Genomic DNA, 13,992 nt, shown 5'->3' with positions numbered 1-13,992 from the left:
TAAATTAGTCATTTAGACTCAATAAAATATTAAAAAACACAAAAACCGGTGTCTATAGACACCGGTTTTTATCAACTTTACACTTCATTATATAAAGGTTCTGAGTTTTGCAGTTTTTCGACTTTTTCTTCAAAACCCGTATCGGCATTGATAAAGATTCGATACGTATCATTTTTTATTGTCCCTAAAAACTCATAGCATAGCACTTCTTCGTTTAAATCATTCGTAATAATTGCTACACGGTCTTCCATCACTTTTACATTCGAGTTCAGCTTGGTTTTTGCCTGTTCTTTGGAAATTTTAGGTTTGGGAATATCTCTTGTACGATGTTTTAATAAGAAGTCTTTAGCTGAGAAACCAATCACAGATCCATCTTCTAAAGACATTTTCATTTTAACTGAATCCGGATAAATCCGAACTCCACTTTCCGTTTGCTCTACGAATGTAAAGACTCCCATATTATCATATTGAGCGCTTTCAGCCATTACTAGGCTTTCAAAACGATGATCTTTTAAAAACTTAGTCGCTTTGTTCATAGCATCGTTTAAACTAATATTTTGTTTTTTAATATCTCGATCTTCGAGCACCCAAAGCGGATATCCACCTTTTTGTGTAATATCCATATACGTCTCTTGTTTAGTCTTTGGATCTGTAATGGTTAAGCTGTACACTTCATAATCAGCGTCTTTTCCGCTCTTTACAATATGAATTTGTTCATTTCCTTTTAAATTCAAAAACGAACGCGCCACTTGTTTTGCCACATCTTCACTAACTTCTCTACCTTTTAATTGGTGAAAAGCGTTTTTTTCCTGCTCATTCGTTGCATTCATAACGCCTAAATCTGTTTCGGCAAAAGAATCCATACTTTTTTCAACGGTTTTTAATCCGTCAATAATTGTATTGTCCCCTTGCTTTTCTTTTGTCGCTAAGGCTAACTCAACATCCATCCAGCGCAAGTTATTATCAATGACCAGATGCTGTACTTGGCGCATTTCATTTTGAATTTCGCCTGACTGATCATAAAGCGCATTTAACGTTTTATACTCTTTATCTGTTAAGGGTGATTTGCTTAAATCCCTTACCGCCACTTTGTACGTAAAGTCACCAACATCTGAAAGAAACTCTTCTGTTTTATTGAAAGGTAACAGCGATAAAGGCAGCTGTCCTACATCGTTATGAGCTTCAGAAGTTAAACGCCATACTTCTGCAAGCGCGGGCGAAAGCTGATCTCTCGAACTCATGGCGAGCGTGCCACCGATTTTATCATTTAATAAATCTATCCGATATGACAAATCATGAAATGCTCGTTGATACGTATTCTCCGCTTGAAGCAGTACAGCATCTTTTTCTTGATGTTCGCTGTACCCCCAATACCCTACACCTACAACACCAATAGCTAATAATACAATTAAAATTGTTCGAATCATGTTTCCTTCACCTCTCTTTATCGACAGAAAATGTGTTTCCCGATTTGCTTAATTTGAGGACGTGACCAAATCCATGCGCTTGTTGCTGTATCCGGATTAAAGTAATAAATAGCATTCCCAGTAGGATCCCATCCGTTAATCGCATCCATAACCGCTTTTTTAGATGTTGGATTGGGTTCAAGCCAGATTTGTCCATCTGCTACGGCAGTAAATGCACGCGGTTCAAAAATAACTCCAGCAACTGTATTTGGAAATGACGGACTGTTAACTCGGTTCAAAATAACGGCCGCTACGGCTACTTGGCCATTATATGGTTCACCCCGTGCTTCACCATGCACGGCATTTGCCATGAGCTGAATATCATTTTGTGAAAAGCCGCTTGGTACATTCACCGCTGTTGGCTTTTGTGCTTTTTCTTTCTGCTGTTCAGAATTTCCTTTAGACGTATTACGCTGCGGCTGACTGGCAGGTTTTTTTGCTTGAGAAGATCCGCTTTGTGCTTTTTGCTGACCATTGTTCCCCCTGCTTTTCCCACTGCTACCGCTTCCTTTAGACTGTTGATCAAGAGGCTGACCGCCATAGTGCGTAAACTTATTCCCTTTTCTAATTTGATTTTTCACATAGTTTTCGTGATATTTTGTTGCGTTGGCTAATTTAATCTTTGTTTGCCAGCCTGCTAAACCGTCAATCTTTTTAATGCCAAATTCATATTGAAAGTTGCGCAGTGCCCAGTATGTGCTCCATCCAAATACACCGTCAATTTTCCCATTGTAATAACCTAAATACTGAAGTCTCGACTGCAGCTCAATAACGTCATCTCCAACTGCTCCGTGTTGAATGACTTGATTTGAAAACGCGTGAGCGGCCTTTGGACTCACAACGGACGCTGCAATAAATGAACATATGCATATGAGACATGCATACTTTTTAAAACATCGAAATGATAACATGACAAAACCTCCTACATCGTATGTAACTGATAAGATGATAGGAGTATTTTTTGTAAAGGTTGTTTTTTTATACAAGATGCGCAAAATTTACCGAAATGAAAAAACTCAGCTCGTAAATCTCTCAAAAAAGATTTACAAGCTGAGCCTAGACAATCGATGGCTGTTTGGCCTTTTTTACTTTTCTTAACGCCAGCCACCATAAATAAATCATAAATGGAATAATAATAAATACCCAATGATCCATTGTTTTTAGAATATAATCATATGTTCCATGTAAAATGAGCGGCGCAAATACGGAGTACAGCGTCCACTTCGTTTTTTCCTTTCCTTCAGAAAACTTTGCTTTCCCTAAATAATACCCCATAATGACGCCGAATAAAGCATGACTAGATACGGGTAAAAAGGCTCTTCCTAGCGCTGATTCTAAACCATTTGCAAATAAATATAAAATATTTTCAACGGTAGCAAAACCTAATGAAACAGCTGCCCCGTAAACAATTCCATCATAATGCTCATCAAATTCCACATGCTGATAAATCGTGAAATATAAAATGAACCATTTGAAAAATTCTTCTAAAAAGCTTGTCGTAAAAAATGCTTGAAGAAAAGGTGATTGAAAAACGTGTTCTTCACCAAATACATATTGAATAAACATAATTGGCAAAACAAGCATTGCTCCAAAAATAAATGTTTTTAATACCATTGAAATAGGCTCAGTTTCATATTCATCTTTCAAATAAAAAAAACTTAACAATGCCAATCCTGGCGCAATGCCTGCAGATACAATCGCCAACATAAATAGCGCCTCATCTCCTCTATTTTTTTTAATAGTAACATGTTATCTTTAGGATGAAAATCTCCGTCTATAATGTCCTTATCTTTATATGTAAATGCTCACATAACTTGCTGTCGATTTACAAAGCCTAACAAAGACCTTAAACAAGTATACCAAAAAATGTATCATACTTATATGAAAAATTGAAAGGAGCTCTTTATGAAAACTGTTTATATTCTTCACACCGGCGGCACAATCTCTATGAAAGAAGACATGGCAACTGGATCAGTAACACCAGATATTCAAAATCCGCTTCACCGGTCAACATCATCTGTTTCAGGTATGGCCAATGTAATCGTAGAAGAAGCATTTCATCTGCCTTCTCCTCACATTACTCCTAAGGAAATGCTTATACTTTCAAAAAAAATACGCGATAAAATTAATGAAGGCAAAATTGATGCAGTCGTGCTAACCCACGGTACGGACACGCTGGAAGAAACCGCTTATTTTTTAGATTTAACAGTGCATACAGATATTCCAATTGTCTTAACTGGAGCCATGAGATCAAGCAATGAAATTGGTTCAGACGGTCCTTATAATTTTATATCTGCGGTTCGGGTGGCTATTAGTGACGGTGCAAAAGGAAAAGGTGTCTTAGTTGTGATGAACGATGAAATTCATACCGCTGAAAATGTGACCAAGACCCACACAAGCAACGTGGCGACATTTCAAAGCCCTCAGTACGGGCCAATAGGATTAATCACAAAACGCGGCGTATCTTTTCACCACATGCCTACAGAACACGAATTTTATCCTGTCAATGAGATAGATAAACAAATCACTTTATTAAAATCTTATGCAGGAATGGACGACCATTTATTTCAAGCAGTGGCTTCAATGAATGTTGATGGACTTGTAATTGAAGCCCTCGGCCAAGGAAATCTACCTCCTCTCACAATTCCAGGCATTCAATTGCTTTTAGAGCGAAAGATACCCATCGTGCTCGTTTCCCGCTGTTTTAATGGAATTGCTCAAGATGTATATGGATATGAAGGCGGCGGCAAGCAGTTGAAAGAGATGGGCGTTATTTTTTCAAATGGCTTAAATGGTCCTAAAGCACGCATTAAACTGTTAGTTGCTCTCCAAGTAACAACGAATCATGATGAACTGCAGCAGCTATTTAATCATTAGTAAAACAACGCATAGAAGCCTATGCGTTGTTTTTGTTGATAATATGAGAAGCAATTGATTTTCCATGAAAACGTCCATTTTCGATAAAAATCTCATTAGCATTGTTTCCTGCAGCAATCACACCAGCGATATAAATTCCTTCCACGTTTGTTTCCATGGTCTCTTCGTTAAAAGAAGGGCTGCCTGTTTCATCATCTAATTCCACACCCATTTTTGTTAAGAACGAATGATCAGGATGATACCCAGTCATCGCAAAAACGAAATCGTTACTAATCGTAGATTCTTTCCCTTCCTGTTCATATGTTACCGTTTCATCCGTTATCTTTGTTACATGAGCATTAAAATGCATCCTAATTGTCCCATTTCGAACCAGAGCCTCAAATTCAGGCAATATCCAAGGTTTTACGCTAGGTGAGTAATCTGAGCCACGATAAATAACCGTCACCCTTGCATCACACTTCACCAATTCCAGAGCTGCATCGACGCTAGAGTTTTTTCCGCCTATAACGACTACATCTTTATCAAAGTACGGATGCGCTTCTTTAAAATAATGAAATACCTTTGATAAATCTTCACCAGGCACATTCATATAATTAGGATGATCGTAATAGCCTGTAGCTATAATGACATTCTCCGCTTCATATGTCTCTTTAGATGTTGTGACAATAAATTGGTTTTCCGCTTGTTTGTCTACTTGCAAGACACGTTCAAACGGCTGAATTCGAACTTGTCTGCGCTTCACCACTTCTCGATAGTAAGCAAGAGCTTGGTTGCGCACAGGCTTACGATTTTCGGTAATAAAAGGGACATCCCCAATTTCTAGTTTTTCACTCGAACTAAAAAACGTTTGGTGGGTCGGATAGTTATAAATGGCATTCACAATGTTCCCTTTTTCAATTACAAGGGCATCAATACCTGTATGTTGAAGCTCGATAGCTGCTGAAAGGCCGCATGGTCCTCCGCCAACAATAATTACTTTTTCTTTCTTCATGCCTGTCACTCCTTCAGTTGTAAACGCACCTTTTTTTTATTTTAACGCAGTGTAAAACAAAAAAATCTCCTCATTAATGATAGGAGATTTTTTCTATTTACGCAATTGTTCTGCTGTTCTGTTTTTAAATCCAGCCTCTGAAACGAGAGCCTTCTGCCATTTTTCTTACGCCTATCATATAAGCAGCTAGACGCATGTCGACTTTTCGAGTTGTAGAGGTTTCGTAGATGTTATTAAATGATTTAACCATTACTTTTTCAAGCTTTTCTTCTACTTCTTCTTCCGTCCAATAATAACCTTGGTTATTTTGCACCCATTCAAAATAAGAGACTGTTACACCGCCGGCACTTGCCAAAACGTCTGGAACTAATAAAATTCCTCTCTCTGACAAAATGCGCGTTGCTTCAAGAGTTGTTGGTCCATTTGCTGCTTCTACTACAATACTCGCTTGAATGTTATGGGCGTTTTCTTCTGTAATTTGATTTTCAATCGCAGCTGGAACTAGGATGTCACAGTCAAGTTCAAGCAGCTCTTTGTTGCTGATTGTATTATTGAATAATTTTGTTACTGTACCAAAGCTATCGCGTCGATCTAATAAATAATCAATGTCTAAACCGTTAGGGTCATGCAGCGCTCCGTACGCATCGGATATCCCTACAATTTTAGCGCCAGCGTCGTGCATGAACTTAGCTAAAAAGCTCCCTGCATTTCCAAACCCTTGTACTACTACCCGTGCACCTTGTAATTCAATGCCTCGTTTTTTCGCTGCTTCACGAATACAAATAGTTACTCCTTTTGCAGTCGCTGTTTCACGGCCGTGCGAACCACCTAAGACAAGGGGCTTTCCAGTAATAAAGCCCGGTGAGTTAAATTCATCAATCCGGCTGTATTCATCCATCATCCAAGCCATAATTTGTGAATTTGTAAACACATCCGGCGCTGGAATATCCTTTGTTGGTCCAACAATTTGGCTAATCGCACGAACATATCCGCGGCTTAAACGCTCTAATTCTCCAAAAGACATATTTCGAGGATCACAAACAATTCCACCTTTTCCTCCACCGTAAGGAAGGTCAACGATTCCACATTTTAAACTCATCCATATAGATAGAGCTTTTACTTCTTTTTCAGTTACGTTTGGGTGAAAACGAATTCCGCCTTTCGTAGGACCAACTGCATCGTTATGCTGCGCTCGGTGACCTGTAAAAATCTTAACTGATCCGTCATCCATACGAACAGGAATTTTTACTGTCATCATTCGTAATGGCTCTTTTAATAGTTCATACACTTCATCAGGATAGCCTAGTTTTTCTAACGCTTTATGTATCACTGTTTGTGTAGATTTTAAAACATCATGCTTCTCTTCTTGACTATTTTTACTGTCTTGCATCTTGTCGGCTACCATCTGTAAACCTCCTAAAATGTATCGAAAATTATTCGTTTTTAATTGAATGGTGCTTCTTTCATGACATAGTATACACCCTTAGTTTTACATTGCAAAGGAAAATATCGAACTTTTAGTATTTTTTGTGTTCTTCTAAGAAAACGCTTCCAATAACTTTACAAGGTATGCTACAATGTTTTAAGTCTGCCTCTTTTCTAGTATGCTTTAATTGTCTAAAAAAAATAAAAAACACCCGGTGATAAAGAGCACTTTCAACAACTTTTTGCAAGCTGAAAGTGCAGCCACTCTTATTTTAATAAAAGTGCTTTATCCTTCACGGGTGTAATTATTTCAATTAAACAATTAAGAAAAGACAGAATTAATATACTCCAAAGCTCTCTTTTCTACTAACATTTTTCCATATTCATTTACGCGGTGCTTTGTAATTGTAGAGGGATTTCCATACTCCGCCAAAACCGCAATCATATTCCCAACTTCAGCCGGTGACAGCATGTGATAATCCAACAGCACGTAAAAACGTTTTTCAAATGAATAGAGCACGCTATCCGTATCGTAAAAGTTTGACATGCGCTTGGTCAGCTGAATGACATCTTCAAATGAATCAAACTCAAAAAACATGTCTTCGCTTTCATCTAGCATGACCTGCATTTCAATGAAGTCCTCGAACTCGTCTTCATCGAACTCACCGTAGCTGGTTTCTTCTTCATACTGCTTCGTCACAAATACAACCATTCCCTGTGCTTGAAGTGAAAAAACTTCTACCGAAAGAGAATTTGTAGGTTCAAAGTTCAGTTCTTGAGAAGCTTGCTCTATCATCTCACGAAAAAGCTGTTTTACTTTGAATGTATCTGTCCATAGATCTTCTTTTGTTAACCCTCTTTCTTGTAAATCATCGTAGGTCAAAAAAACTTTTAGCTTATTATAGTTTAATCGTTCAAGCCTCATTAGCGTCCCTCCCCGCTTGCACTCATAACCACATGGTTCGATAATGCAGTATATGTATTTTTTGGAAAACGGTTCGTGATGTTTACTTACGAGTTTACAGGTTTATGATAGGAAAGACAAGCTATTCTCAATCAATTTCTGCTAATTTTTTTGTTAGCCAGCTGTTCCACTCTTCTTTTGTATTTCCTAAAATAAACGGCTGGGCCTCGCCTTTTCTTTTGCTATCTAAACCATCAAACACATAACCGCCTAACCCTACTTTGAGATGCGGGAATTTCTTTATCATTTGGTTCGTCAAGTTTAGTGTTTTCTCGGCATTTTCCATCATTGTGCATGACATAAATAAAAACGTTGGGTCTACTTCTTTAACAATTAACTCAACATCTTTATCTTCAATGCTGCTTCCTAAATAAATAACCTCAAACCCTTTACGGCGTAAAAATAGCGTAAAGACTAAGAGTCCCACTTCATGTGTCTCATTAGGTCCGCATACAGCAATCGCTTTAGGCAATAAGCCATTTGAAGGCAGCGAATAAAAAATCATGCTGATACGCGTTTTTAATACTTGAGTCGTATAATGCTCATGAGCACTTGTAATTTGCCCTTTTTCCCACATATCTCCAACCGTCACGAGTAGAGAACCCAAAATATCAATAACCACTTTTTCTACCGAATACAGGCTAAAAGCATGATTAATTAAATCCTGTGCTTTTCCTTCTTCAAAAGATAAAAGCATCGTTAACAGCTCATCCCTAATTTTTTGAGGGGAATCTACTTCTCCTTCTTCTTCAAACGTTCCTACTGTACTGCTTTCCGTTTCTAATAACGAAACCGCTTGACTGATGGTAAAACCTCCGCTCACTTTTTCCGTGAGCCATTTTAATTTCCGCAAATCTTCCTCTGTATATAACCGATGCCCCGAATCGTTGCGGACAGGATTTAAAATTTGATAACGTCGTTCCCATGCACGCAAAGTTCCCGGCTGGATTCCGACCATATTTGAGATGGCTTTAATATTATACTTCCCTTCGTGAGCCATACGTAACCTCCAACTACTCTTCGTGAACTGTATCTATTAATTGAATTATAGGATAAGTTATCCTGTGTGTAAAATTTGTATATGCTATGTAAAGAGTTTGTTCAAGGCTATTCTTTCCTTTTTAAAGTGATATAATGCGTTTGGGCTCTAGCTTGTAAACGGAGAGGCAAAGAGGTTGTACCATATCCGTTACTGATAAAAAGAGGAATCTTTCTTTTTTCTTTCAGCCCTCCTAATTCATACATACCCAAATTAAATAAGCGTATCTGTCCCCCGTGTGTATGCCCGCTCAAAATTAAATCTACTTTTGATTCTTCATCTACATAATAGATAACATCAGGATTATGGCTTAGAAGAATGGTAAGCTGTTCAGGTTCAATGGAAGAAACGGCTCGCTTTAGATTGATCTGACCTTCTGATAAATCATCTACCCCCGCAAAGTGGCAGGTAGTACCACATTTAGAAACGGCAAAGGCATGCTCATTTTTAAGGGCAATAACTCCTTCATCTTTAAGCATCTGCTTCAATTGCATCTGACTTACTTCGTAATCATTATTTCCCCACACAAAATAGACGGGTCCTAGCGTTTTAAGCTGTTGAATATTTTGACGAGCCCGCACTAAAGGGACTCCTCCTTCTACTAAATCACCGCCTATGATCACAAAATCTACTTCGCCCGGTATTTTTTCCAACAGCTTCGACGAAACTGTTCGCTTATGTATATCCGATATAAAAAACAGGCGCAAAGGCTGCTGATTTTCAGGAAATCTTGATAAATGAATCGTTCTTTTTTCAACATACGTACGATGGGCTTCTGAAAACATAAAGATCAGCAAGCCTATGCCTAACGCTAAAACAATTAAAAGAATAACCATATATTCTCCTTCTTTTCATTTTATACCCGATGTGTTTCCTTTAAAGAAGAAAGGGCATAAATTATCGCAATTGTTAACAAACCTACTACTTGATAAAGTGCAATTGCACTTAACGATAAAATTCCTATCACACATAGACATGAAACAAGGTATTCATGCCATTTTACCTTATAGCCTTTTAGAAGCAACCGACTTTGCAGAAACACTTTACGAACTGCCGCCGACAGACAAAAAAGAGCCGTGAAAAATAAGATTATAACACTAAACACATCTAACGGATGTAAAATCATTTGAATAAGTAAATAGGTTAACGAAGCTTTTGAGCCTACAGCCGTTAAACTGCTGATATAATAACTGCATAACCACGCAGCCAGCAAGTTAAACCAATCCCTCACAAAAAAACCCCCTTCACTAAACTTCTATGTAAAAAGAGGCTTTTTCATGCGATTCTATTTGTTTTCATGATATAAATTAATTCCATAGGTTGACTGCATCCAGCGGAACGTTTCTTTTCGGTGCTCCCATGTTTCAGGCGTCGCCCATAGCTCTTTGCTTCTTTTAATAATCTCACAGCGCAAATCTTGAAAAGTCTTTTCTGCTTTCTCGCTTTTTTTCTGCAGCTGTACAGTATAAAAGTAAAGTGAGACGGTAAGCAATAGAAACATCAAATGTCCCATGTTGCCTAACAAAAATGAAAAAAATTCGCTAAACGTCGTAAAAAAACCGCTTTGAAATATGAAAAAAAAGTAGCTAATAACAGCCGTTGCACTGGATAAAAACAAAATATTCCATTTTTTCTCTTTAGCTTTCAGCTTATTGACTGTCTCTTTTCTTTTAATAACGCTAGCTAATATATATTGAAGTGTTTCATCGTTTTCAAAGTCTATCACTTTGTTTTCCATTATTCCACCCCCCCTCGTATGCTAGTACAACATATGAGGGAACATAAAAGATTATGTGGGTAGTATTGAAAATAATGGCTGTTTCCTTAACCTTTACTGCATTAATTCTTCTGGCTGTGCAGATTCCCCTTTTGATTTTCGTATCTGCAGGCCCAATAAAAAATCAATGAGAAAATGAGTAAAAATCGTGACATACAAATTTTCAGTCCACCAAAAAAGCAACCCTATTAAAAAGCTTAAAAACACAACCGAAATAAAAAGAAACCACTTTTTTAAATATCGAATGTGAACCAGTGCAAATACAATACTCGCCCAAAAGAGGCCAAACTGAACTTGTATAACCCCTCGAAATAATATTTCTTCTGAACATGCAACAATTAGGCAAATAAGGATCAGATGAGAAACAGAACGATTAGCAAATAAACGTTCATTGATCCCTCCGTCATCGTATAAATGCTCAGGTACGCATTTCATTAGAAGTATATCTCCTCCTACTACCAAGAGAGCTGTTCCTCCCCCGTACAATAAAATAGAAGACCAATCCAGCTGAAAAAACTGCAAAAAGGAATTCCACGAATCGAATGTAAAAAAACCGATGCCTAAAGCAATGAAGCAGATGAGCAGCTGTGTTACATATAAATTTTTAACTAGCTCTGCATCTGTCATGGATGAAATAAGCTCTTGCTGTGATTTTGCCATTATATCTCTCCTTGACGAAGCAAACGAGCTAATTCTAATTCCCAGCCTTGAAATGTCCATTGCTCCTGCTCACCATTTGTTTTTTTATAGTTTTCTAAATCCAAGCCGCAGCAATCGCAACAATTCTCAAACTCTGATTTTCCCGTTTCATCGAAATAGCCAAGCAGCACGTGACGACGGCATTCTTTTGTCTCAATAAACCCCTTCATCGCACGATACTTGTCATGTTTGTTTCGAAGACGTTTATTTACAGCTACAACAATCGTTTCATGCAGCGATGCAGGAATTTTCCAGGGTTCAACATGTTCATTTTTCACTACATTTTCTCTGTACAAATAATAACGAATAAATCGCCAATGTGTTTCTTGAACACCCACTGTATAAAGAAAGTGAGACTCTACTTGTTTTAAAGGAATGGCCTGATCATGGTTTCGTAAATACGACAAGCAGTATAAGATAGTATCTGAAGAAGGAAGCTCAATTTCAAGTAAAGAATGAGCAAAATCATCGTCTCCTTCAGCATAAAGCAAGATCGCAATACTGTTTCGCTGATCGCGTCCACTTCTTCCAATTTCCTGTACATATGCTTCTAGCTGCGTAGGTGTATGAAAATGAATAACAAAGCGAACATTCGATTTGTTAACCCCCATTCCAAATGCACTTGTGCAGCAAATGATATCAAGCTGATTTTCTAAAAATTGCTGTTGAACAAGCATTCTTTCATTCGGTTCCATTCCCCCATGGTAATACTGCACTCGCTGTATCCCATTTTCCTTTAGAAGCTGTGTTAACGCTTCTGTCCAAGATCGGCTGGAACAATAGATAATTCCCGGACCTTGCAGTTCACTAACGTACATCAGTAATTTCTCTTTTTTTTCTTCAATACTTGCAACAAAATCAACTTTCATCGCAATATTACTTCGATTCATGGAATAGATGTGCTCGTTGACAGCAGGAAGCGATAAGTAGCGCTTAATATCTTCCACTACTTCCCTAGTCGCAGTTCCCGTTAGTGCTAGACATAGTGGACTGCCAAGTTCCTTCCATATCTCTCCTAGCTGTAGATAATCTAAACGAAAATCATGTCCCCACTGAGAAATACAATGCGCCTCGTCCACAACAAAAAGGCCTACCTTTGCCTGCTTTAATGCTTCTACTACAACAGCATTTTGCAAAATTTCAGGAGATGCATAAATAAAACGATAAAAAGCTAAATTTTTTAGCGCTCGTTGTTTTTCTTCTTGTTGTAGGAAACTATTTAAGGCAATAACTCGCTTTTCTCCGCTTGCCTTTAGTTGTTGAACTTGATCTTCCATCAGTGAAATTAAAGGAGATACAATCAGCACCGGTCGGTTCAACAAATAAGCTGGGAGCTGATAGCACAATGATTTTCCTGTTCCTGTAGGAAGAACCGCTAACACATTATGACCGGTTAAAATATCTTGAATAATCTCTTTTTGTCCTAGTCGAAATTGGCTATAGCCAAATTGTTTCTGTAGAAGTTGTTCTATCTTCACATCAAACACCACTTTTTTTAGTATCAGGTAAAATGTTTTGCTAATACGAGACGAATCTGAAAATAGGTAACGTCGTCTTTTACTTCTTCTTTTATCATCTTTAATTTATTTGTACGCAAACCTTCAAAGGCTGAGATAATTTTTTCCTGCTGCTTAGGCGATACGTATGCATCGATTGAAAAAGATGGAACAAACAGAGCTAATTCTGCAATATGGTCTTCAATTGTACTTTCTTTTAAACGCCTTATATAAGCAATTTCTTCAAGCGTCTTGCCTTTTTGAAGCCAGCTATACGTTTTTAACGTCGAGCTTGTCAAAGGCAATTCTAAATATAGATCACGTAAAAAAGAAGACAGTACATGAAAGCTTTCATTATTTTTACTTACTTTTTCAATGATATGGTGAATAACCCCTAAAAGTTGAATATGAACATAATGCTCATCGAGTTCATATTGATATGCTAACTGATTTTTTGTAAAGCCTACTCTTTGGTATCCAGTCAGCTGCAAAACAAAAAGAGACGCGTCCCGTTCCGTGCAGCCTTTCAAGCACGTTCGGAGCTCTTCGAATAGCTCGGCGGCTAACTCTTGACGCGTTTGCTTTTGAGACATAATATACGTTTTGACCCATTGAATGACCTCAGCATTTTTGGAAATGGGTAAAAACCCTTTTTGAAAATACTGTAGGTTTGATAAGGTCTGAATGAACAAAGTGATTCTTGCTAAAAATAATTGAGTACTGCTTGCGAATTTCCATCCGTCTAAAGCTGGATGAAAGGGTCGAGCCGTCAGTTCATCTTCAAGGCGTGCTTGTCCCTTATCTGTCATCACATACTTTTGATTTTCAGTTTCTTCAATATACTGCTGTTCTTTTAAATATGCAACGCAGGTTTCAAAAGACCGTTTATCTAAGTAAACAAATGACTGAAAAAGAAACGAAATTCCAAAAATTTTTCCGTCTTGAATCGTTTGAGCTGACTTTTTACCTGTTAATAAATGATAAATACCATAGGCGGTTCGCTCACCTTTTAACTGTTTTATACAAAATAAAATGCTAACTTGAATATAATTCAAAGGTGTCAACTTCCTTTCTCATTCATTGTACCAAAAGTGACCAATAGCATGTGAGATAAAGGCTTTTTAGCTCTTTCCTTTATGTATTAAAACGTTTGGGTAAGTGAAGAAACCTTGATTTGATAAGCATTCTCAGTGACTTTTCTATTGAAAAGTTTTATAAATCATTTTACAATGAATAAGGAGAAATTTCACTCTTGATT

The 13,992-nt window shown here is 37.6% G+C and carries 14 protein-coding genes; 1 reads left to right on the top strand and 13 read right to left on the bottom strand.

Annotated elements, in window-relative coordinates; translation table 11 throughout:
• Positions 1 to 77: 77 nt before the first annotated feature.
• The 3 genes from ypeB to prsW form a co-directional block, all read right to left on the bottom strand.
• Positions 78 to 1,427, bottom strand: coding sequence for a germination protein YpeB (gene ypeB, locus ACFX4R_RS17095; RefSeq protein WP_043976368.1), 1,350 nt, complete (start codon positions 1,425 to 1,427; stop codon positions 78 to 80).
• A 17-nt stretch (positions 1,428 to 1,444) separates the two neighbouring features.
• On the bottom strand, positions 1,445 to 2,377 hold the full coding sequence (gene sleB / locus ACFX4R_RS17090; RefSeq protein WP_043976367.1) for a spore cortex-lytic enzyme: 933 nt from the start codon (positions 2,375 to 2,377) through the stop codon (positions 1,445 to 1,447).
• Between the two features lie 145 nt (positions 2,378 to 2,522).
• Positions 2,523 to 3,173: a glutamic-type intramembrane protease PrsW gene (gene prsW, locus ACFX4R_RS17085; RefSeq protein ID WP_013059034.1), complete on the bottom strand. Its 651-nt coding sequence runs from the start codon at positions 3,171 to 3,173 to the stop codon at positions 2,523 to 2,525.
• Positions 3,174 to 3,371: 198 nt separating this feature from the next.
• Between prsW and ACFX4R_RS17080 the strand changes: the two genes are divergently transcribed.
• On the top strand, positions 3,372 to 4,343 hold the full coding sequence (locus tag ACFX4R_RS17080; RefSeq protein ID WP_377569989.1) for an asparaginase: 972 nt from the start codon (positions 3,372 to 3,374) through the stop codon (positions 4,341 to 4,343).
• Positions 4,344 to 4,362: 19 nt separating this feature from the next.
• On the opposite strand, the gene ACFX4R_RS17075 is transcribed toward ACFX4R_RS17080, so the two are convergent.
• The 10 genes from ACFX4R_RS17075 to ACFX4R_RS17030 all read right to left on the bottom strand — a co-directional run bounded on the left by ACFX4R_RS17075 (position 4,363) and on the right by ACFX4R_RS17030 (position 13,789).
• Positions 4,363 to 5,334, bottom strand: a complete 972-nt coding sequence (locus tag ACFX4R_RS17075) for a YpdA family putative bacillithiol disulfide reductase (protein ID WP_043976363.1) — start codon at positions 5,332 to 5,334, stop codon at positions 4,363 to 4,365.
• 124 nt (positions 5,335 to 5,458) lie between these two features.
• The gene (locus ACFX4R_RS17070; protein ID WP_370506064.1) at positions 5,459 to 6,724 is read right to left on the bottom strand and encodes a Glu/Leu/Phe/Val family dehydrogenase; all 1,266 of its coding nucleotides are present in this window, start codon (positions 6,722 to 6,724) and stop codon (positions 5,459 to 5,461) included.
• Between the two features lie 357 nt (positions 6,725 to 7,081).
• Positions 7,082 to 7,684 (bottom strand): genetic competence negative regulator, encoded by a 603-nt coding sequence (locus ACFX4R_RS17065; protein ID WP_043976361.1) that lies wholly within the window; start codon positions 7,682 to 7,684, stop codon positions 7,082 to 7,084.
• Between the two features lie 127 nt (positions 7,685 to 7,811).
• On the bottom strand, positions 7,812 to 8,723 hold the full coding sequence (locus ACFX4R_RS17060; protein ID WP_025750422.1) for a MerR family transcriptional regulator: 912 nt from the start codon (positions 8,721 to 8,723) through the stop codon (positions 7,812 to 7,814).
• Positions 8,724 to 8,830: 107 nt separating this feature from the next.
• Complete coding sequence (locus ACFX4R_RS17055) at positions 8,831 to 9,598, bottom strand: metallophosphoesterase (protein WP_043976359.1); 768 nt, start codon at positions 9,596 to 9,598, stop codon at positions 8,831 to 8,833.
• A 20-nt stretch (positions 9,599 to 9,618) separates the two neighbouring features.
• Positions 9,619 to 9,993, bottom strand: coding sequence for a hypothetical protein (locus ACFX4R_RS17050; protein WP_013084909.1), 375 nt, complete (start codon positions 9,991 to 9,993; stop codon positions 9,619 to 9,621).
• Between the two features lie 54 nt (positions 9,994 to 10,047).
• Entirely contained in the window at positions 10,048 to 10,500 is a 453-nt protein-coding gene (locus ACFX4R_RS17045) for a DUF2663 family protein (RefSeq protein WP_043976356.1), read from the bottom strand.
• A 93-nt stretch (positions 10,501 to 10,593) separates the two neighbouring features.
• Positions 10,594 to 11,199 (bottom strand): CPBP family intramembrane glutamic endopeptidase, encoded by a 606-nt coding sequence (locus ACFX4R_RS17040; RefSeq protein WP_043976354.1) that lies wholly within the window; start codon positions 11,197 to 11,199, stop codon positions 10,594 to 10,596.
• Positions 11,199 to 12,716, bottom strand: a complete 1,518-nt coding sequence (locus tag ACFX4R_RS17035) for a RecQ family ATP-dependent DNA helicase (RefSeq protein WP_165575819.1) — start codon at positions 12,714 to 12,716, stop codon at positions 11,199 to 11,201. Before ACFX4R_RS17035 ends, ACFX4R_RS17040 begins: the two co-directional genes overlap by 1 nt.
• 23 nt (positions 12,717 to 12,739) lie before the next feature.
• Entirely contained in the window at positions 12,740 to 13,789 is a 1,050-nt protein-coding gene (locus ACFX4R_RS17030; protein WP_043976350.1) for a YpbB family protein, read from the bottom strand.
• Between the last annotated feature and the right edge of the window lie 203 nt (positions 13,790 to 13,992).

It is taken from the genome of Priestia sp. YIM B13490, assembly GCF_042787735.1.
GTDB classification, from domain to species: Bacteria; Bacillota; Bacilli; order Bacillales; family Bacillaceae_H; genus Priestia; species Priestia megaterium.
Note: the sequence above shows the minus strand (reverse complement) of the source record. Positions and strands in the feature narration are given on the sequence as shown.